General features: G+C 67.6%; 12 protein-coding genes and 2 pseudogenes. 11 read left to right on the top strand and 3 right to left on the bottom strand.

What is annotated here, in order from left to right; all coding sequences use genetic code 11:
- Positions 1-73: 73 nt before the first annotated feature.
- On the top strand, positions 74-265 hold the full coding sequence (locus HCJ94_RS25705; protein ID WP_168003622.1) for a hypothetical protein: 192 nt from the start codon (positions 74-76) through the stop codon (positions 263-265).
- Positions 266-667: 402 nt separating this feature from the next.
- A complete protein-coding gene (locus HCJ94_RS31275) occupies positions 668-976 on the top strand; it encodes a hypothetical protein (RefSeq protein WP_168003621.1) in 309 nt (102 codons plus the stop codon).
- Between the two features lie 577 nt (positions 977-1,553).
- On the opposite strand, the gene HCJ94_RS25695 is transcribed toward HCJ94_RS31275, so the two are convergent.
- Positions 1,554-1,892, bottom strand: a complete 339-nt coding sequence (locus HCJ94_RS25695; protein WP_168003620.1) for a winged helix-turn-helix transcriptional regulator — start codon at positions 1,890-1,892, stop codon at positions 1,554-1,556.
- Between the two features lie 167 nt (positions 1,893-2,059).
- Between HCJ94_RS25695 and HCJ94_RS25690 the strand changes: the two genes are divergently transcribed.
- From HCJ94_RS25690 to HCJ94_RS25675, 3 genes are all read left to right on the top strand, one after another.
- Complete coding sequence (locus HCJ94_RS25690) at positions 2,060-2,947, top strand: NAD(P)-dependent oxidoreductase (RefSeq protein ID WP_309227430.1); 888 nt, start codon at positions 2,060-2,062, stop codon at positions 2,945-2,947.
- Positions 2,948-3,967: 1,020 nt separating this feature from the next.
- Entirely contained in the window at positions 3,968-7,027 is a 3,060-nt protein-coding gene (locus HCJ94_RS25680; protein ID WP_240944518.1) for a LamG domain-containing protein, read from the top strand.
- Between the two features lie 78 nt (positions 7,028-7,105).
- Positions 7,106-13,975: an RHS repeat-associated core domain-containing protein gene (locus tag HCJ94_RS25675; RefSeq protein ID WP_168003618.1), complete on the top strand. Its 6,870-nt coding sequence runs from the start codon at positions 7,106-7,108 to the stop codon at positions 13,973-13,975.
- Positions 13,976-14,874: 899 nt separating this feature from the next.
- On the opposite strand, the gene HCJ94_RS25670 is transcribed toward HCJ94_RS25675, so the two are convergent.
- Entirely contained in the window at positions 14,875-15,447 is a 573-nt protein-coding gene (locus HCJ94_RS25670) for a GntR family transcriptional regulator (RefSeq protein WP_168003617.1), read from the bottom strand.
- A gap of 155 nt (positions 15,448-15,602) precedes the next feature.
- Between HCJ94_RS25670 and HCJ94_RS25665 the strand changes: the two genes are divergently transcribed.
- From HCJ94_RS25665 to HCJ94_RS25645, 5 genes and pseudogenes are all read left to right on the top strand, one after another.
- Positions 15,603-15,926 carry a hypothetical protein gene (locus tag HCJ94_RS25665; protein ID WP_168003616.1) on the top strand — a complete coding sequence of 108 codons (324 nt, stop codon included), beginning with the start codon at positions 15,603-15,605 and terminating at the stop codon, positions 15,924-15,926.
- Positions 15,923-17,384 (top strand): annotated as a pseudogene (locus tag HCJ94_RS25660) (FtsK/SpoIIIE domain-containing protein). Before HCJ94_RS25665 ends, HCJ94_RS25660 begins: the two are co-directional and overlap by 4 nt.
- Positions 17,381-18,390 (top strand): annotated as a pseudogene (locus HCJ94_RS25655) (replication initiator). Before HCJ94_RS25660 ends, HCJ94_RS25655 begins: the two co-directional pseudogenes overlap by 4 nt.
- Positions 18,387-18,578 carry a helix-turn-helix domain-containing protein gene (locus tag HCJ94_RS25650; RefSeq protein WP_168003615.1) on the top strand — a complete coding sequence of 64 codons (192 nt, stop codon included), beginning with the start codon at positions 18,387-18,389 and terminating at the stop codon, positions 18,576-18,578. Before HCJ94_RS25655 ends, HCJ94_RS25650 begins: the two are co-directional and overlap by 4 nt.
- The gene (locus HCJ94_RS25645; protein WP_168003614.1) at positions 18,568-19,830 is read left to right on the top strand and encodes a tyrosine-type recombinase/integrase; all 1,263 of its coding nucleotides are present in this window, start codon (positions 18,568-18,570) and stop codon (positions 19,828-19,830) included. Before HCJ94_RS25650 ends, HCJ94_RS25645 begins: the two co-directional genes overlap by 11 nt.
- 26 nt (positions 19,831-19,856) lie before the next feature.
- On the opposite strand, the gene HCJ94_RS25640 is transcribed toward HCJ94_RS25645, so the two are convergent.
- Complete coding sequence (locus HCJ94_RS25640) at positions 19,857-20,123, bottom strand: flavin reductase (protein WP_168003613.1); 267 nt, start codon at positions 20,121-20,123, stop codon at positions 19,857-19,859.
- Positions 20,124-20,298: 175 nt separating this feature from the next.
- Between HCJ94_RS25640 and HCJ94_RS25635 the strand changes: the two genes are divergently transcribed.
- Positions 20,299-20,936, top strand: a 638-nt coding sequence (locus tag HCJ94_RS25635; RefSeq protein ID WP_168003612.1) for a helix-turn-helix domain-containing protein, incomplete at its 3' end; no start/stop codon positions are given.

Below are 20,936 nucleotides of genomic sequence, written 5' to 3'. Positions count from 1 at the left end.
TCCGGCTCGACACCCGATAGAGCCGGGGGAACTTCGCCGCCGCCTGCCGACGCTCGACGGAGAGGCGGAGCACGTGGCGGTCTGGTTTGAGCTGTGCAAGCTGATGCGGTGGTTGCTCCGGCGGCCAGCGCCGCTACCGCAGGGCATCGGGCAGCGGTACCAGGCGGCCGAGCAGGCGGAGGCGCAGCGGCGGCTGCTCGACCAGGCGGAGGGGTTGCGGAGAACGCAGCGGTACTCAGGCAACGGGACCAGGGACCACGGGTGAGCCGAGTGCAGGCTGGCTGCCGTGGCATGCCGGTTCCAGGCAGACGTCCCATTCCGCCGTACGACGAATACCTCCTCGCCACCGCCCTGACTCTTGCCCGTCGGCATCGGCCGGTCTGGTCCTGGCGGAAGTGGCGGCGGATCTGCCGTTGTGGAGCCCACCTGCCCTGCCGTGCCCGGCACCGCATCCCGATCAACCGTGGCTACTGGCCGGGAGAGGAGGCGCAGTGAAAGAAGGTCAGGAGCAGGCGATCCTCGCTGCACACGTTCAAGCGCCCGACGGCCTCTGTACTGGCTGTCGTGCCTGGTGGTCGCGCCTTGCCCCGTACCCGTGCTGGCAGGTCGAATGGGCGACCAGCCGGCAGGCCCGGACGACCACCCACCGCTTCCTCCGGGGGCAGGCGTGACGACCCACGGCCCGGTCATGCCGATCTGGAGTTGCGGAGGTTGCGGCCTTCCGTGGCCCTGCCAGACGCGGAGGCGGGAGCTTCGCGCGGAGTACGCGGATGCTCCGGTGTTGCTGGCCCTCTATCTCGGCTCCTACCTCGTCCAGGCGGCCGAGGACATGCCCTGGACGCCGGCCGGCGTGCTGCACCGCCGCTTCCTTGGATGGGTCAGGGCGGCCGACCTGCCGACGCCAGCAGTACAGCAGCGAAGTACAGCAACCGTGCCAGCCGAACCGAGCCGAGAAGCGCCTCAGCAGTCCGATTGACCTCGCATAAAGCCCGACCCGACCCGCTCGCCGACAGTTCACACCGAAGAGGTCACTGGTTCGATCCCAGTATCGCCCACCAATAGCCCCTGAGCTGGGCAAACGTAAGACAGTTGTTGGCAGTGCGCGAACCGCATCTGTCAGATGTGCGATGAGCTGGGAAACGTTGCTCTTCGGGTCTCGCGGTCGAGGTCTGTGCGTGACGGCCGTGTGGTTCGAGAGCCTGGGTGCCGGTTCAGTCGACTCGGCTGCTTCGGCGACAGCGACAGCAGGGGTGACGGCCAGCAGAGGGCTCGGGCTCGGCTGGGGTCGTCGGCCGGCCCCGAGACTACGCAACGCTTCCTGGCGGGTGCCGTACGGCAGATGCGCACGCGTGATCTCCCCGACGGCTTGGCCATGAGCTGGCCGCTGCGCATCGCGCATTGTCAGCGGCATGACAGTGCGCCAGGTGGTTGGCCGTGGGTGTCTTGCCGAGACGGTGGGTGATGGATCGAGGAGGCGGCTACCGGGTGCGCCGCCGGGATGTTGAGCCGGTCCAGATGTGGGGGCGGATCGGGTAGATCTCGTGGGCAGCCGACTAACGGCATCGGTTTGTGGTGATACGCGCCATGTGCCGCTCGCCCCAGTCGCCGAGGGGGAGGAGTGCCTGGTTGAGGGAGACACCGAAGTCCGTGAGCGAGTATTCCACCTTGGGCGGCACCTGTCGGTAGACCTCGCGGTGTACGAGCTCGTCGGCCTCCAACTCGCGTAGCTGCTGGATGAGCATCTTCTCGCTCACCCCCGGCAGCCCTCGACGCAGCTCGGCAAACCGTCGGGGACCCGTGTGCAGTTCCCACAGGATCAGGGCCTTCCACTTGCCGCCGACCAGGTCGACTGCCGCGTCCAGACCACAACTGTACGGGCCGTGTCCCGCCATCCCACTTACCTTTCGGTTAGTACCGCACTTTGAAGTAGGTACTTGTCTGACACTACCGCTGTTGATGAGCCTGGAACGGGACACCCCGCCTACCGCAACACAGTTCCCGCTACTGCGCGGTGCTCGCTTGACGCCGACCCGGACATCCACCGCTGTGGAGAGGAAGAATGCATATGTCGAAGTCAACTCCGACAGTCGCCGTGCTAGGACAGGGCCCCATGGGGGCCGCACTGGCGCACGCCCTGCTGAAGGCGAAGGTTTCGACCGTCGTCTGGAACCGAACCCGCCAACGCGCCGAAGCACAGGCGGCCGCAGGGGCCCGCATAGCGCCGACCGCAGAGGCCGCCGTCCGTGACGCGGACCTTGTCCTTGGCGTGTTGAGAGATGGCAACGTGACACGCGCGGTACTCGAGCCGATCCCCGAGGACGCCTTCAGGACAAGCACGATCGTCAACTTCGCCACGTCAACTCCTCATGCGGCACGCAAAGAGGCAGGGTGGGCAGCTGAGCGCAGAATGTCATGGCTCAGCGGCGCCATCATGGTCCCCACTCCGCTCGTGGGCCAACCCGACTCGCTGTTCCTCTACAGCGGCGAGCGGGCACCGTTCGACATTCATGCGGACGTGCTCAAGGTCCTCGGAGGCGACGCGCGGCACGTAGGCACCGACCACGGCCTGGCCTCGCTGCTCGACACCGGCATGCTCGAGCTGTTCTTCGCCGGCATGACGGGATTCCTGCATGCAACGGCCATGGTCACCGCTCAAGGGCTCAAGGCCACTGACTTCCTCCCGTTCGCCGAGACCATGGTTGACATCCTGCCCGCGTCCTTGGCCGGCCTCGCTCGAGACGTCGATGCCGGGACGTACCCCGGAACCGAGGACAACCTAGCCATGGAGCTGGCGGCCCTCGGTCACATCGTCGACACGAGTGACGACATCGGCCTGGACGGCAGATTCCCGCGGGTCATGCGCGACCTCGCAGCCGCAGCCGTCGACAGTGGCCATGGCGGCCACGGCTGGTCCCGAATCATTGAGCAGCTCCGAAAGCCGGCCTGAACTCCGAGGACATCGCATACCTGCTGCCCTGTGCGATCGAAGAGGCCCCGGAGCTGCTCGGATGTCCCGAACTGATGGCCGCGATGCCGTCCCGGCTGCAACAACTGGACGAGCAGATAAGCAGGCTCGATCGGTCCCGCAACGCTCTCGCCGACCACATCGACGCGGCCGAGCGAATGGGTGGCGACACGTAGCCGCCTCTTGGCGATGCGAAGCGCGAAAGCGTCCCCGCCTGAAACCAAGAGTGCTGGCTGCAACTGAGCCGTCCGACCCCGGCAGGGCTGCCAAGATCAGGCATCCCCTCTTCGGCAAGAGAGTGAGCCCCGGGTACTGGGACGAACTGCGAAACCGCGCAGTCGTGCAGCGTGGGCGCCTGCCGGATCTGACCTTGCCATGGCCGCTTGCTCGTGCTCGCTGGGGCTTTCACTCGTATGCCCACAGCACACCCTTGCGAGGGTTCGATCGGGGAGCGCATTGGGAGCATCTGGGAGCACTAGACGGCATTGAATAGTCACCCGCTCATACCTATGAGTTGTAGCTTCCGCAGGTCGTTGCCCGTCAGCACCGTTGAGCCTGCTCAAGTGACCTCTTCGGGAAGACCGAGGGGGTCAGGCTGCTCCGCCGTTCTGCCGTGGCCGGCAGGCGGCGGTCCGCGCAACAGGCGGCTCCGCGGGGTGTGTAGACCCAACGGTGTCACTCGGGTTGAGGTGGCCGTCGGTCTGTGGCGGGCGTCCATGGCCAGGCCCGAACAGAGTTGATCGCCGGACCAGCGATTGGCTGGCGGAGGTGGCCGTCCGGCATACCGGGGTCCGCGACCTCGGTGGTGCTGCCGCTGGGCATGACGTGTCCGGGAGTGGTCATCGGCTGATGGGCGGCGAGCGGCACGTTGAGGTGATCGCCGTGTGCTGCCGTCGCGTTAGGTGATCTTCCTCGACGCTTCTGTCCGATCCTGGCTGATCCGTCCTCACCAGTTGTAGTGAGGTCTGTTCATTGTTCGGCTGGGCCGCTACGTTGCCCCCGTTGATCATCAACCGTACGGGGGAGGGCCTGGTGGCTCGGTTGTCGTCTGGCGCTGCATCGCGCGCGTCCGCCCACCCTTTCCGGCTGGCACCCCGGGTGCCCGTTTCGTCTATCGGGCGAGCGTTCGGGTCGAACGTGCTGGCGGGCCGGTGGCAGGTCGCCGCGGCTGAGCGGCGCAGGCTCGTTCGTTCGGTTGCCGCCGGTGTGGTCGGCCTGCTGGTGTCGTCGCTCCTGCCGATGGTTGGCGGCGTGGCACCGGCGTCGGCGTCTGCGCCTGCGGGTTGTGTGTCCGCTGTCGCGGACGAGGCCGAGGCGGTGCGGTTGGCGATGGAGTGCGGGCAGCGGGTGGAGGTGCTGTCCGCGCGTACGCCGTGGGTGACGACGACGGCGGAACCGACGGGGGAGTTGACGTGGAAGGCCGCGACGCTCGCCGAGCGGACGAACGTGGGCGGCCAGTGGCGTTCGGTGGACCCGACGATCACGGCGGGGACAGGGCCGTTGTCGCCGACTGCGCCGGTGCTGCCGATGAGGTTCAGCCCTGGTGGGGACGGGCCGTTGGCGCGTATCGAGCATGAGGGTCGGGCGCTGGAGTTGTCCTCGCCCGTGGGGTCGCTGCCGGCGCCGTCGGTGTCGGGGCGAACGCTGGTCTACGAGTCGGTGCTGCCCGATGTGGATCTGCGGGTGTCGGTGGATGACGACGGCACCGGCTTCTCTGAGGTGCTGGTGGTGCACACGCCGGAGGCGGCGGCGAACCCCGCCTTGGAACAGCTCAGCTTTCCGTTGCGCACCGAGGGTGGGCTGTCGGTGATGGAGGTCGACGGTGGGCTGAGTGTGGTTGACGGTGCCGGGGTGGAGGTGTTCACCTCTCCGACTCCGCTGATGTGGGACTCGTCTGGCGGTGTCGACGCGTCGACCGCATCGCTGGGCAGTTTCGGGACCTTGGGGTTCGATGACGAGCCGGTGCTGGTGGAGCGGGAGGTGTCCCCGGCGCCTGAGGATCAGGTGGCGGAGATGCCGGCCGAGTTCGATGGGCGGTCGGTGACGATCACGCCGGATCAGGGGATGCTGACCAGCCCGGAGACGGTGTGGCCGGTGTTCATCGACCCGACGTTCGACGCTGGTCACGGTGTGACCCGCAACGAGTGGACGATGATCGCGGAGGCGTGGCCGACGCAGAGCTACCACAACTTCTCCGGTAGCAACGGTGTGGGGCTGTGTTCGACGAGCTACGACTCGGACTGCGTCAGGACCGGCCGCAAGCGCCTCGTGTGGGAGTTCAACATCCCATCGTCGATCCACGGATCGGTTGTCTCGTCGGCCTCGTTCAGCGCCTACAAGACCACTGCCTACAGCTGCAACCAACCGGGCTGGGTGCGGCTGTACCGAGTCAACTCGATCTCGTCGTCGACGACGTGGAGCAGTCACCACGCCCACTGGGACGACGGTGGCACCGCCCCGAGTATCGACTCGCAGGCCCCCAACGGGCAGTGCACGGGGTGGGAGGAGTGGAATGCCACCGCCGGCGCCCAGTCCGCGGCCGACAACAACTGGGACGTGCTGACGATGGGGCTGCGCGCGATGAATGAGGGCAACATGCCCGATTACTGGCGCCAGTTCCGCAACGACGCCTCGTTGTCGATCACGTTCAACCGGTACCCGAACATCCCGACCAACGTGTCGTTGGACCCGTCGACCACGGTCGGGTCGGGGCCGAGCGGCTTCATCACGCGGGATGCCACGCCCCAGTTGTTCGCGACGGTGTCGGACCCGGACCGCAACTTCGGGCAGACGGTGCAGGGTGTGTTCCAGATCTGGTGGGGCAGCACGAAGGTGTGGGAAGGCCAGTCCGCCCTGGTCCTCGGAGTATCGAACGTAAGCCCCCAGACCGCCCCACCGGCGTTGGTGGAAGACCGCCTGTACACGGTGCGGGTGTGGGCCAAGGACGCCGCCGGGTTGATGTCGAAGCAGTGGTCGGACTTCATCCAGTTCACCGTTGACGTGACCCCGCCAGCGGTGCCGCCGGTGGTGGTGCCGCAGGAGGTGGCCACGGGAATTACGGCGAAGTACGTCGAGAACGCCTGGGCCGGCGGGCCGGGCCAGGCGGGCGCCTTCGCGTTCAAGCCCAACGGCGTCACCGACGTGAACCGGTACCAGTACTCGTTCGACAGCTCCACCTACACCGGCGAAGTGGGGGCTGCCGCCAACGGTGATTCGGCGAGCTTGATCTCGTACACGCCGTCGTCGCCGGGCATGCACACGCTGCGGGTGTGGACGGTGGACAAGGCCGGCTGGATCGTTGACGAGCCGGAGGAGTATCAGTTCTGGGTTCACACCGCGCCGAAGGCGGCCTGGTGGATGCTGGACGGCGACGGCACCGACTCGGCCATCGATGGTGCGAACCCGCTCACCGTCACCGGCACCGCCAGCTGGCCGGCAGGTGCGCTGGCCGGCGTGTATCCGACGGACAAGGCGCTGCATCTGGACGGCGCTACGACGGGGGCGGCGACGGCAGGCCCGGTCGTGCAGACCACCGGCAGTTACACGGTCACCGCTTTCGTCAAGACCGGCGGCAGCGGTGGGTCGGGCGTGGCGGTTAGCCAGGACGGCGTGTATGCCAGTGGGTTCCGGCTCGGCATCACCGACAAGGACTGCCCCACGGAGCTGGGGAGCAGGTGCTGGGCGCTGTCGCTGGCGAACATTGACAGGGCTGTGCCCGAACCCGGCTGGACTGTTCTCAGGCCGGATCCGCTGCTTAAAGCGAATCCGCAGTACTTCGCGATCAAGCCGGACACGTGGACCCATCTGGCGGGGGTGTACGACGCCGGGGCTGGCAAGTTGCGGCTGTACGTCAACGGCGTAGCGGCGGGGGAGATGTCGTTCACGGCGACGTGGGACGCGGTCGGCAGGCTCCGCATCGGCCACGCGAATGATGGCACGAGCGCGGTGCAGCGCTGGTCCGGTGACATGGATGACGTGCGGGTGTACAGGGTTGCGCTCGACGACAACACCATTGGCCGGATCTCCCAGGGCTCTCGCGGTACAGCTGATATCCCGCAGTAGACGAGCAGCACGACTTTAAGCAAGCGATTGATATTCAGCGTCAGCGGCCGCATCTGTGGCTTTGTGTTAAGGAGCAACGTGGACAGGACCGGTGCGGTGCTGACGGATCGCGTTCGTCGCCTGCTGGCAGGCGGGGTCGCGGTGGCGTTGACCGTCGGGTTGACGTTGGTGGTGCCGGCCGGGGTTAGTCCGGCCACCGCTGGCGGTGACCCGCAGGCGGACCCGCGGTGGCGGGAAAAGCGGATGGCGGCCTGGCCTGACGTCCCCGACACGCCGACGACCCCTGGCCGGGAGCAGAAGCCGGCCGCCGTCCCGCAGCCACCGCGCCTGCCGTCGGTCACCCTGCCGGCACCGGTGTGGCCGACCGCAGGTTCGGCGGTGATCTCGATCCCCGGCGGCGGCGGCGCGGATCGGTCCAGCGCGGCGGCGCCGGGTGGGTTGCGGGTCGAGGTGTCGCGAGCCGGGGGAGCTTCCGCCGCGCCGGCACCGGTCGGTGCCCGGCTGGACGTGTTGGATCGTTCTGCCGCGAAGGCCGCCGGTGTGGAGGGGCTGCTGCTGCGGCTGCGGCCGGAGGCGGGATCGGGCCGGATCCAGTTGCGCGTGGATTATTCGAAGTTCGCTTACGCCTATGGTGGTGACTGGGCGTCCCGGCTTCGTCTGGTCCGTCTGCCCGACTGCGCCGCGACGACCCCTAAGCGGGCCGCCTGCCGCACCGGCACCCTGGTGGAGTCGCGCAATGACATCGCGGCGCGAACGGTTGACGCCACGGTCACTCTGACCGGTGGCACCGCTGACCGCGCCGGGCGGACGGGCGGAGAGTCGACGGCGTCCGCTGCGTCCGTCGAGTCCACCGGCGCGCTGTTCGCGTTGTCCGCAGGCACGTCGGGGTCGGGCGGGGACTGGTCGGCTACCCCGTTGTCGTCGTCGGCGAGCTGGCAGGTGTCGGCGCAGACGGGCGACTTCTCCTGGTCGTATCCGCTGCGTGTGCCGCCGTCGGTGGGCGGGCCGGCGCCGCAGTTGTCGTTGTCGTATTCGTCCAGTTCCGTTGATGGGCGGGTCGCCTCCACCAACAATCAAAGCTCGTGGGTCGGTGACGGCTGGGACCTGTGGCCGGGCTACGTCGAGCGCAAGTACGTGCCCTGCGCCGAGGACGACACGACAGGTGCGAACAACGTCGGGCACGAGACCGGTGACCTGTGCTGGAAGAGCGACAACGCCACCATCTCCCTCAACGGTGAAGCCTCCGAGCTGGTCAAGGACAAAGTCACCGGCACGTGGCGGTTCAAGAACGACAACGGGTCGAAGGTCGAGCGGTTGACTGGGGCGTGGAACTCGGACAACGACACCGAGTACTGGAAGGTGACGGGCACCGACGGTACGCAGTACTTCTTCGGACGGGACAAGCGCTCCGCGACGGATCCGCAGGGCTTGTACTCGGCATGGGACGTTCCTGTGTTCGGTAACCACCCGAACGAGCCCTGTTACCAGGCAAGTTTCGCCGCCTCGTACTGCACACAGACATGGCGCTGGAACCTCGACTACGTGGTGGACCCGCGCGGCAACACCATGACCTACATCTACAGCCGCGAGCTCAACTACTACGGCCGCAACCTCAACCAGGCGGCATCGCGCTACGTCCGCGGCGGCTGGCTCACTGCAATCGAGTACGGCGAGCGGTCCGGGTCGGAGGCGTCCACCACCGCGCCGATGCGCATCGAATTCGGCACGGGGGAGCGGTGCCTGTCCAACTGTTCCAGCTTGACCGAGGCCACGAAGGCGAACTGGCCGGACGTGCCGTTCGACCTGATCTGCGACTCATCGACCACCTGCCCGAACGTGGTGTCGCCGGCGTTCTTTACCCGCAAGCGACTCACAGTGGTTACCACGAGGGTGTGGAATGGCACCGGCTACGACAACGCCGACACCTGGACCATGGCGCACCGGTTCCCTCCCCCCGGCGATGGGTTGAGCAATCCGGTGCTGTGGCTGCACACCATCGAACACAAGGGCGTTCGGGGCCCGGCCGGCACCGAGGTGACGCTGCCGAAGGTGACGTTCCAGGAGGTGCAACTGGCCAACCGGGTCGACACCGCCGGCGGCGACGCCGGTACGGCGATGATGCGCCACCGGATCGCGGGTATCGACAACGGCACCGGCGGGCGAATCAGCGTCAACTACGATCCGGCGGACTGCAGCCCGTCGAGCCTGCCGAGCACGCCGGAGTCGAACACCCGGCGCTGCCTGCCCGTGTACTGGACCCCGGAGGGTGCCTCGACTCCGATCCTTGAGTACTTCCACAGGTACCGGGTCGACAAGGTGACCGCCGATTCCGACCCGGCCGTGCCGGGCGATGGGGAGGTGGTCACCGACTACGTGTACGGCGACGCCCCGGCCTGGCACTACGACGACAGCGAACTCATCGAACCGAAGTACCGCACCTGGAGCGAGTTCCGCGGCTACGGCACCGTCGACGTGCTCGTCGGCGGACCCGGGAACCAGTCCAAGACCCGCTACCGCTACTTCCGCGGTATGCATGGTGACCACCTGCCCGGCGGCAGCCGGCAGGTACAGGTCGACGGCATCAACGACCACGACCGGTACGCCGGCTTCCTCCGCGAACAGATCACCTACAACGGCGCCACCGGACCGGAACTGACCGCCACCGTCAACACCCCCTGGCTGTCAACCGAAACCGCGACCGGCGCCGACGGCACCAAAGCGTTCCTACTCGGCACCGGCACCTCGGAAACCCGCACCACCGCCCCCGCTCTCACTGGCGGAGTGCGACGCACCAAGACCGTCACGACTTTCGACCAGACGTACGGCATGGCCGAGAAGGTTGACGACCAGGGCGACACCACCACTGGCGACGACGATCTGTGCACCACCTACGAGTACGCCCGCAACACCAACCTGCACATCGTCAACACCGTCTCCCGCACCGAAACCCTCTCCGTAGCCTGCGGTGGCACGCCCTCGCGTCCCGGTGACGTGGTCTCTGACACCCGCAGCTACTACGACGGCTCGACGACCTTCGGCGCCGCGCCGACCAAGGGCCTCGTCACCAAGACCGAGGAGGTCAAGTCGTATTCCGGGACGACACCGGTCTACGTCACGACCTCCACCGCCGGCTACGACACCCACGGCCGGGTCACGTCGGCCGCGGACGCGCTCGGGCGTACGACCACCACCACCTACACCCCGGCATCCGGCGGCCCACTGACCCAGACCATCGTGAAGTCGCCGGACCCGGACGGCACCGGAGTGCTGACCACACACGACACCACCACCGACCTCGACCCGGCCTTCGGCGCACCGAGGAAGGTCACCGACGCGAACGGCAAGATCACCGAGGCCAGCTACGACGCGCTGGGCCGGCTGCTCAAGGTGTGGCTGCCCGGCCGGGCAACCGCCCTGACGCCGAACCTGGAATACAGCTACCTCGTGCGGACCAACGGCCCGAACGCCGTCACCACCAAAAAGCTGATCCACAACGGGTCGCAACTGTCCAGCGTGGCGCTGTTCGACGGGCTGCTGCGCCCGCGGCAAACCCAGGCCGCCGCCGTCGGCGACAACGGTGGGCGGGTGATCACCGACACCCGCTACGACGCCCGCGGGCTCGTGACCGCCACCAACCACGAGTACCACGACCTCGGCGCACCCGGCACCGACCTGTTCATCCCCTCCACCACGGTGCCCGGCCGCACCGAATACCTCTACGACGGCGCCGGCCGCGCCACCAACGACATCTTCCTCAAGCAGGGCGTCGAACAGTGGCGCACCATCACCAGCTACGGCGGTGACCGGGTCACCGTCGATCCGCCGACCGGTGGCACCGCCACCACCACGATCAGCGACGCCCGCGGCCGCACCAGCCAGCTGTGGCAGTACCTCGGTGACGCCCCCACCGGCACCCACCAGGACATCACCTACCGCTACGACCACGCCGGCCGCCTCGCCTCCGTCACCGACCCCGCCGGCAACCAGTGGACCTACGGCTACAACCTGCGCGGCCAGCAAACCACCGCCACCGACCCCGACCGCGGCCAAACCATTTCCACCTACGACGACGCCGGGCAACTCACCACCACCCGCGACGTCGGCCGTGACCTGACCCTGGCCTACAACTACGACAACCTCGGCCGCAAGACCGAAGTGCGGGACACCTCGGCCACCGGCAGGCTACATGCGAAATGGGACTACGACACCCTTGCTGAGGGGCAGCTCACCTCATCGACCCGCTACGACGGCACCGCCCAGTACACCACCGCCGTCACCAGCTACGACAACGCCTACCGCCCGCTCGGCCAGTCCGTCACCCTCCCCACCACCGACGCACCGACAGGGGAAGGGATCATCGGCAAGACCTACACGACCAACTACACCTACACGGTCGACGGGCAACCCGAGACCCTAGCGTTTGAGTCGACCGGCAACCTCGGCGCCGAGACCGTCACCACCTACTACGACGCCGCCTCAATGCCCGAATGGATGGCAGGTGGCATCGGCTGGGGCGCCTACGTCGCCGGGTCGACCTGGTCAGCGTTCGGGCAACCGACGCTACTGGACCTCGGCAACACCTACTTCCAGCACGTCACCTACGACTACGAGACCGGCACCAACCGGCTCAAGAACCAGAGACTGCTGCGCCAGAACGCCACGGGCAACGACCTCGACGCCACCTACGACCACGACAAGACCGGCAACATCACCTCCATCATCAACCGGGCCGCCGGCGTCGCCGTCGACGCCCAATGTTTCACCTACGACGGGCTGCGCCGCCTCACCAACGCGTGGACCCCCGCCAACGCCACCTGCCCCACCCCCACCGTCGCCGGCCTGGGCGGCCCCGCCCCCTACTGGACCAGCTACACCTACGACGCCGTCGGCAACCGGGACATCGAAACCCGGCACGCGGCGGCCGGTAACACCGTGCGCGACTACAGCTACCCCACCCCCGGCAGCGCCCGCCCGCACGCCGTCACCCAGATCAGCGAAACCGGGCCCGCCGGCGCAAGGACCTACCAGTACGCCTACGACCCGGCCGGCAACACCACCTGCCGGCCAGCAGGCACGGCCAGCAACACCTGCCCCACCGGCACCGGATCGCACACACTCACGTGGAACGCCGAAGGACGGGTCCAGTCGGCCACGGCCGACGGGAAGGCTAGCTCCTACGTCTACACCGCCGACGGCGAGCGCCTCATCCGCCGCGAAAACGGTGTCACCACCGTCTACCTCCCCGGCGGACAAGAACTACGCCTCACCGTCGCCACCGGCGCCACCAGCACCACCCGCTACTACACCTTCGCCGGACAAACCGTCGCCGTACGCACCGGCACCGGCCTCGCCGGCGTCTCCACCCTCATCAGCGACCACCACGGCACCGCAAGTCTGTCGATCGCCAACACCACCAACGTCCTCACACGACGCTACAGCGAACCGTTCGGCAACCCCCGCGGCGCGAACCCCACCTGGCCCGGCGACCACGGCTTCCTCGACAAGCCAGCAGACGCCACCGGCCTGACCAACATCGGCGCCCGAGAGTACGACCCCACCACCGGCCGGTTCATCAGCGTCGACCCCATCATGGACCTCACCGACCCTCAGCAGTGGCACGGATACGCCTACGCCAACAACAATCCCACTACCTTCAGTGACCCCAGCGGCCTAATCAACATCGAGGGAAACACCCAGAGCGAAGGCGGCCAGATCGGCTATCAAACCGGCGGCGGCGTCGTGGTCACGGGTCAGCCGTTGAACCTTCCCAAGCCGCCCCCGCCGCCTGGCGGCGACGTGATCGCCGGGGACGAGAACTACCAGCTCACCATGACGTCGGGCGCGCTGTACCTGAACGGCGTCCCGGTTCCCACCGGTCCGAGCGTGGGAGAACTCGCGAAGGCTCTGGTCGGATTCTGTGAAGGTGATGGCCGCGTCCACTGCGAGCAGTCGCTCGGATGCGCATACGTGTACGTCGAGGACTGCGCAGACGTGTGGAAGTGGGGCGCTCTCGACGTCATGCGGGGCGCTCTCTCTGGCGAATACGGCTACGCATACGACCGGGCCCTTTACGGCTCCTTCTGGCAAGCCATGCAGGAGGGGTGGATTCGATTCGGCTGGGACGGCGGCGGCGCCGGTCTCGGCACTTTCATGGGCAAGGGCTACAAGAGTGGTTCGTGCGGCCACAACAGTTTCAGCGGTGACACCGAAGTCCTGATGGCAGACGGCAGCACCAAGCCGATCAAGGACATCAGGGTCGGGGACCTGGTGTGGGCCACAGACCCCGAAACGGGCGAAGAAGGTCCTCGCGAAGTGACCCACCTCTGGGTCCACGACGACCAGATGGTCGACCTTCGGGTCGATCGTGGTGACCTCACCACGACGGAGGACCACCCCTTCTGGAACGAGACCGACCAGCAATGGCAGGAGAGCCAGGATCTCGACGCTGGCGACTTGCTGCGTACGACCGGAGGGAAGGTCGAGGTCATTGGCCTCGACTGGAACGCCCTACAGCGTGGCTTGGCCTACAACCTGACCGTCGCCGACATCCACACGTACTATGTGATGGCCGGCAACACCCCGGTCCTCGTACACAACTGCGGTGGCCAGACGCTCTACCGAAGCGATACGCGTCCGCCGAGTGAAATTTTCGAGACTGGATTTGCGCCACGAGGAAACAACATGGATGTGTTGGAACACGCTTCGGGATGGTCTCGAGATTCCGGATTCGTAGCAACGACCACGAGCGAGAGAGTCGCTATCGGGCGCGGTGGTTACGTTTACGAGGTACGAGCCGATGGTATTAACGTGAACAAGGCTTTCCCTGGTAACCCATTTTCGCACGAACTAGAAGTTGCGGTGCCCGGTCGAATTGGCCCTGAATGCATCGTGTCGTGTCGACTACCTAACGGTACCCGAGTTGCGAACCCGAACTACGGAGGAAGCTGAGAGACGTGGCGGCGAAACAAGTCAGGCTCGTGGCCTGCGGAGATGCCACCGGGAACGTTGAGGTTTATCTCAGTGTGGCGTCGGAGCATCCTGCTGCCTTGCTAGTTCAGGTGGGTCGCGATGAGCAACGAGAGTTTCCGGGAGTTGATCTTTTTGACTGCCTGCTCTCTCTCCGTGAGCATCTCGAATCGTGCGGTCTTCTGTTGTGCTGTCAGGGCGCGCGGCGCGACGTAAGTCCGTCTGGCATGACGAGGCAGATGAGTAACGGTAGATTGGCGTATATCCTTCGGCCCAACGCTCGGGTATCCGACGACGATTTAGTCGACATATTCGAGCCTGCGGATTGCAAGGATGTGGTGTCTGTTGCCCAGCAGAAGGCGGAAATCATGAAGATCTTCCGTCACTCTTCTGGTCAATAGACGATGACGCAAAGGCGGAGCGGTGCCATTACTTCGCGTATTGGTGCCACTCCGTTGTGCGTCGAAGGGTGCGGTTGTGCGCTCCGGTTGATGTCACGGTTGATGTCAGATACTTGGAAGACATGCGAATAGATGGATATTGCCCGGACGGCTGCCGTTGCCTGGGTGACGTGACTGGCCCCAGCTCAGGGCGCGTTGACTGCTGGCTCGTCCGGCTGGAGGAGCTGTCCGTTGGCTCGTCGCGTAGCGGCGGGGCGTCGACCCCCGGAAGTTCCGTTGGGCTCGACCCGTGAAGGGGTCGTTACGGTCTGCTGTTCGCTGGTCCGCCGCCATTGCCGGATTCAGTGGCCGTTGCGTGGGTGCGTGCGCGCGGGCCGGAACGGCTGTAGCGCGTGCGCGCGGCCCGGCGTGAGCCGGGCCGTTCTTGATCTGATGAAGCAGTTTTTAGCCCAGTGGCTCCGTCGTGGCGGGGCTGCTGAGTTATGCTTTGGGGTCGCGGCGCTGCTTCGTCGATGTCGGCGGTCCGGCGGGTGCGGGCGTTTCGCTGGCGGCGGCTCGTCCGAGGTTGGCTTCGTAGGCGGCGAGGTCGTCGGCGAGGTCGGTGTGTGCTTGCTGGAGGGTGGCGAGTTCTTCGGTGGCTTGCCAGGCGGCGGCTGTGTCCTTGTTCATGAAGGCGTCGACGATCTTGCCGCTGATGCGGTCCCGCTCTAGCAGGTAGAGGGCGAGGCGCCGGTTCAGGGCCGGGCTGTCGCTGATGACCGGCGTCTGGGTGGTCGCGGCGATGGGCCGGCCGTCGGCGTCGGTGCCGATGCGTTCGGGCGCCTGGGGGTGGATGAAGGTGCCTTTGCCGACGACGGCGTAGGTGAGTCCGCGGTGTTGCAGCTCGCGTAGGGCGCGTTGGGCGGTCATGGAGGCGACGCTGTAGGTGTCTGCCATGCGCCGGGCGGTGGGGAGTACGTCGCCGGGGGCGAGTTTGCCGGTGCGGATCTGGTCGACGATGTCGTCGACGACCCGTTGGAACAGGGCGCGTCGGTCGTCGGCGTCGTGCGGCATGTGCTGATCGTAGTCGTGTTGTCCTGGTTGAGCTACACGGGCTACTCAAGATTCCTGGGTTAAACCCCTTGACTAGATCACGATTGTCACGTGAAACTCAGGAAGCCTAGTAACCATGCCGTTGGGGTGTGGTGGGCGAACGAAGGAGAACGCTCGTGTTGGTACTGCCGATTGACGGTGGTAGGGGGCTGCTGGTGCTCGCTGCGGCGACACCGCAGTTCAAGGACAAGGAGAACGGGGTTGCCGCCACGGACCGCGCCACTGGTGCGCCGTTGGTGGAGGTGCCCCTGGCGTTGACGGCCGACGGTGGGACCCCGCAGGTGTTACGGGTGTCGGTGCCGCAGCCGTCGGTGCCGAAGGACCTCGCGGTCGGCCAGTGGGTCAAGGCGACCGGGCTGACGTTGGTGGCGGGGGAGAAGAACGGCCGGCCGTGGCAGATCTTCCGTGCGTCGGCGTTGACGGCGGTGAAGCCTGGATGACGATCGATCCGACTCATCTGAGGTTCCTCACCGCGGTTCCCGCCGTGCTGCTGGGCGCGGCGGCCGTCGTGGTGGTCGTCTGGCTGGCCGCGCGCCTGCTGCGGTATCTGCTGGCCGACGCCGAGATCCGGCCTGCGATACGTGTCGCCTGGCGGATCCAGTGGACGTGGCGGCGTACCGCCGTGCGGGTGGGCCTGGGTCCAGACCGAACACGTCCGTCCGCCGTTGTGGTCGTCTCGGCCGCAGACGGTGGTGGTGCGGCGGGAGTTGGTTCCGGCGGTCCGGGTGCGGGCGCGACGCTGGGGTGTCGAGGTGGACGCCTCAACGGTCGGCCGGCTCGGTCTGGTCGAGTTCCAGGACGCCGCCGGGCATCTCGCCGACGCGTGGCGGGTGCCGCAGGTGCGGGTAGCGCAGGTCCGTCCCGGTCTGGTCCGGCTGCGGGCGTTGCTGGTCGACCCGCTCACCCAACCGGCCGCCTGGGATGGGCAGGCCGCGACCGCCGATCACCTGGAGACGTGGTCGGCGGGTGTCGACGCCGACGGGCAGCCGGTCACCATCCGCTCGTCCGGGGTGTCGGGGGTGGTGGTCGCGGGGCTGGCCGGCTTCGGTAAGACCTCGCTGCTGAATGCCCGGTTCTGTCAGCTCGCGGCGAGTCCGGCGGTGCAGTTCGTGTTGATTGACGGCAAGGGCGGCCCGGACTACGACGACCTGTTCCGCCGGGCGTGGCTGTCGGCGAAGGACGATCCGGAGCAGGTCCGTGACCATCTCGCGCGGGTGCATGAGCTGATGACGGGCCGTCAGCGGTGTATCCGGTCGGTGCTCGGGGTGAAGAACGTGTGGCATCTCGGCCCGTCCGCCTCCTGGCCTCTGGTCGTGGTGGTGATCGATGAGGCGCACACGTTCTTCAACGAGTCCAAGGGCACCGACGCCGAGTCGAAGAAGCACGATGCGGTGGCACGGCAGACGGCCCGGCTGGTGGAGGAGTTGGTGCGTAAGGGCCGCAACGTCGGTATCCAGGTGATCCTGGCGACGCAGAAGGCGACCGGCGATGCGATCCCGACGAAGATCCGGGACAACTGCCAGGTCGCGGTCAGTTTCGCGCAGCGCACCAGCGAGGCGGCCACGGCGGTGCTCGGCTCGGACATCACCGGCTTCCCGGACGAGCATCCGCGCCGGTTGCAGGACCCCGCCTACATCGGGGTCGCCTCGATGGTGGCCGAAGGCCGGCCCGGGTTCACGCTGGTCCGCACCCCGTACGTCAATGACGCCACCGCTGACCGGATCGCGGCGGACACCGCCGGACTGGTGCGTGACCCGCTGCGGCTGCTCGCCGACGCAGCCGGGGCGATTCCGCCGGATGGTGAGGACAGGGAGGGCGGCGGCTCATTCCGCCAAGAACACTCCGCCGCTCTCCCCGCAAGCAGCCCTCCCATGAGTGGAGAGGAACTGCGCCGATGATGCCATCCACCCCTGTCGGCGTCGACCTCGACACCCTGCTCCACATCGCCGCCGCTCAGCAGGTCGAGGGCCGGGTCGGTGTGTGCCGGGCACCCGATCCGGTTGACCGGCCGTGGTCTGCTGGTCGAGGCCGGCACCGGCCGTGTCCTCGCCGACACCGGCGACCGGCAGACGATCACGGTGCGGTGCCGTAACCGGCGTGCCGCGCGGTGTCCGGCGTGTTCGACGCTGTACAAGCTCGACGCATTCCACCTGATCGCCGCCGGGCTCCGCGACGAGGTGACAGGTGGTGTACCTCGGCCGCGGGTGTTCGTGACGGTGACCGCGCCGTCGTACGGGCTGGTGCACCTCGGCCCCGCCCGGGGTGGCGTCCTTCGTGCCTGCCACCTGGACCGGTCCGGGTGCGGTCGGTGGCACCTGCCGGGCGATCCGCCGAGCGGTCCCCCTCAGCACCGTCACCACACCAGCGGCGGCAACCGTCGATGCGCGTCTGTTGCGGTGGGGTCGGCAGGTCGACATCCAGCCCCTTCCCTCCGGTGACCTGGTGGTGGCCCGGTACGTGGCGAAGTACGCCACGAAGACCGCCGAGGCCGTCGGCGTTGACGTGCCACCGCTGTTCTGCCGCGTGTGCCGAGGCGACGGCTTGCGTCCTGGCGGCGACGCTCGGCGCTGGTGCCGGGTCTGTTCGGGCACCGGCCGACGTCCCGGGGTCAGCCTCGACCAGCTCCCCGCGCACGGCCGCATGTTGGTGGAGACCTGCTGGCGGCTCGGCGGACTGCCCGACCTGCGGGGGCTGCGGCTGCGCCGGTGGGCGCACCAGCTCGGCTACCGGGGCCACGTCACCAGCAAGTCACTTGCCTACTCGACCACGTTCGCCGCGCTGCGCGGTGAGCGGCACCGGTGGCGGCTGACCCGCCACGCCGCCACTGTCGGCGTCGACCCGACCACCGACCTGCTCGCCGTCGGGGACTGGCGCTACACCGGACAGCTCGGGGAGGACCAATGAGACACCCCGACCTGTTGACCGTCACCGACGTGATGGCCCGCCTGCAAGTCGGCCGGCACACCGTCTACGACCTCATCCGCTCCCGCCGGCTGCACTCCGTCCGCATCGGCCGCTGCCGCCGTATTCCCGCCCGGTCCCTGGCCGGCTACCTCGACTCACTGACCAAGGAGACCGATCATGGCCGGTAGAAAGGCCAACGGCGAAGGCACCATCTTCCAACGCGCCGACGGCCGCTGGTGCGGCGCCGGCTACGTCCTCGCCGCCGACGGCACCCGCAAGCGCATCTACGTCTACGGCGCCACCCGCCGTGAGGCGGCCGACAAGCTCGCCGAGAAGCTGGCCGACTCGAACCGGGGCCTGGTCGTGGCCGCCGACCCGAACCTGACCGTCGGGGAGTACCTGACCGCGTGGTTGACCGGCGTGGCCCGGCACCGGCTCCGGGCCACCACCTACGTCACCTACGAATCCCTGGTCCGCCGGTTCCTGATCCCCGGCCTCGGGGCGCGGAAACTCGGCACGCTGACGGTTCGGGACGTGCGGACCTTCCTCGACCGGCTCCCAAGCGTGTGCCAGTACTGCGCGCAGGGCTGGGACGCCAGCCGGAACCCGAACCATCCGGTGAAGGCCCGCCGGCCGCGCTGTTGCGCGATCGGCAACTGCTGCCGCAAGCACATCCGCCCGGCCACGGTCCGCTACATCCGGGCAGTGCTGTCGGCCGCCCTCGCCGACGGCGTCCGCGAAGACCTCCTCGGCCGCAACGTCGCCAGCTCGGTACGGCTACCCACATTGCGCAGCGACTTCCAACCGTTCACCGCCGGCGAGGCCCGCCGCTACCTGCTCGCCGCCGCCTACCACCGCCACGGGCCGCTGTTCGAACTGGCGCTACGCACTGGGCTACGTCGGGGTGAACTGCTCGGCCTGCGCTGGGACGACATCGACCTCGACGCCGGGCACCTGTACGTGCGGCGCACCCTGGCCCGCACCCGAGGCGGCCCCACCTTCCAGCCAGTCAAGACCCACCGCTCCGCACGGCGCATCGTCCTGCCCCGCGACTGCGTCACCGCACTCAAGCGTTACCGCACTCGGCAGGACATCGACCGGCGCGAGGCCGGCGACAACTGGACCGAAACCGGGCTCGTGTTCGCCAACAGCACTGGCGGGCCGATGGACCCGGCCGCGGTGCACCGCCACCACCAGGCGATCTGCGAACTCGCCGACGTCCGCTACATCCGGTTTCACGACCTGCGACACACCTGCGCCACGCTGCTGCTGGAACAGGGCGTGGATCTGGTGACGATCAAGGACCTGCTCGGCCACGCGCAGATCCATACCACCGCCGACGTCTACTCCCACGTCCGGCTCCGCCTGCAACGCCACGCCGTTGAGTCCATGGACCAGGCGCTGCAACCGGACGAGCCCGACGTCGGCTCCGACGACTGAACCTCACCAAGAGTGCCCCGCCGGGATCACCGCTCTGGCGGGGCGCTCTCGTTGCTGTGGCGGCCGTCGGATGGTTCGTACGGCCAGGTGAAGAACCGGCGATACATCGTCCCCGACGTGATGGCCGGCATGTCCACGCACGCCTCGACGAAGAACCGCGACAGGTAGAGCATCAGCGACACCCGCGCCCCGGCGAACTCGGCCAACAGTTGACGCTTGCGGGTGAGGCACGGCCACGCCTGCCCACACCCGGCGCAGGTCCAGACGGGACGGACCGGCAGGTGCATCGACATCGCTGCTCAACCCTCCGCGCACGTACGTGGTCTACGGTGGGAGGGCCGGGCACGCACCCGGTTATGAAGAATGCCGATCTTCGTAACCGGTCCCGGCCCTCCCGGAACAGCACCAGCCAGGTCCGGACTCGATGCACGTCCCCGCTGGGCCTGCCACCAGGATCAGCGGAAAGAGATGACCATGGAACCGCAACAGGGTCTTCCCCCGTCTACAGAAGACACCGCCGACCTCGGTGCCCACCTGCGCGCTGCCCGGGAAGCCGCTGGGCACAGTCTTGCCGGGATGGCCGCTCTCACTCACTTCAGCAAGTCCTACCTCGGCCTCGTCGAAACCGGCCGCCGCCCTGCCACCCCCGACGTCGTCGAACGGTACGAACACGTCCTCGGCGTCCCGATCGGCAGCCCACACGACCCGGTCCGCCTCACCCACGAATGGCTCCTCGGCAACCCACCCGCCACCGGCAGCCTGCGCGCTGGGCGTCGCATCGGCGCCAGCCTGATCGAAACGTTGGAATCCCGGGTGATCGAACTACGCCACCTCGACGACACCGTCGGCAGCCGCACCCTGCTCCCCGTCATCCGCGCCGAACTCGACCAGGCCGAACATCTCGCCCGCACCGCCTCCTACACCGATGCTTCGGGTAAACGGCTGTACACCGTGATCGGTGAACTGGCCCAGCTCGCTGGCTGGGTCGCCAGCGACGCTGGCCGCTACCCCGACGCCCAACGCCTCTACCTGTCCGGCGTCACCGCCGCCGAATCGGCAGGAGACCGGGCACTGGGCGCGCAACTGCGGCCTCTACGCTCTCGCCT

Origin of the sequence: Micromonospora thermarum, from assembly GCF_012034245.1 — a bacterium.
Classification (GTDB): Bacteria; Actinomycetota; Actinomycetes; order Mycobacteriales; family Micromonosporaceae; genus Micromonospora; species Micromonospora thermarum.
The sequence above is the reverse complement of the archived record's forward strand: the minus strand, read 5'-3'. Positions and strand labels throughout refer to the sequence as shown.

Bases quoted from the DNA above. Each gene is read 5' to 3' on its own strand.
- HCJ94_RS25695 (WP_168003620.1), bottom strand. From the start codon at position 1,892: ATGGCGGGACACGGCCCGTACAGTTGTGGTCTGGACGCGGCAGTCGAC.
- HCJ94_RS25690 (WP_309227430.1), top strand. From the start codon at position 2,060: ATGCATATGTCGAAGTCAACTCCGACAGTCGCCGTGCTAGGACAGGGC.
- HCJ94_RS25670 (WP_168003617.1), bottom strand. From the start codon at position 15,447: ATGCCGCACGACGCCGACGACCGACGCGCCCTGTTCCAACGGGTCGTC.
- HCJ94_RS25650 (WP_168003615.1), top strand. From the start codon at position 18,387: ATGAGACACCCCGACCTGTTGACCGTCACCGACGTGATGGCCCGCCTG.
- HCJ94_RS25645 (WP_168003614.1), top strand. From the start codon at position 18,568: ATGGCCGGTAGAAAGGCCAACGGCGAAGGCACCATCTTCCAACGCGCC.
- HCJ94_RS25640 (WP_168003613.1), bottom strand. From the start codon at position 20,123: ATGTCGATGCACCTGCCGGTCCGTCCCGTCTGGACCTGCGCCGGGTGT.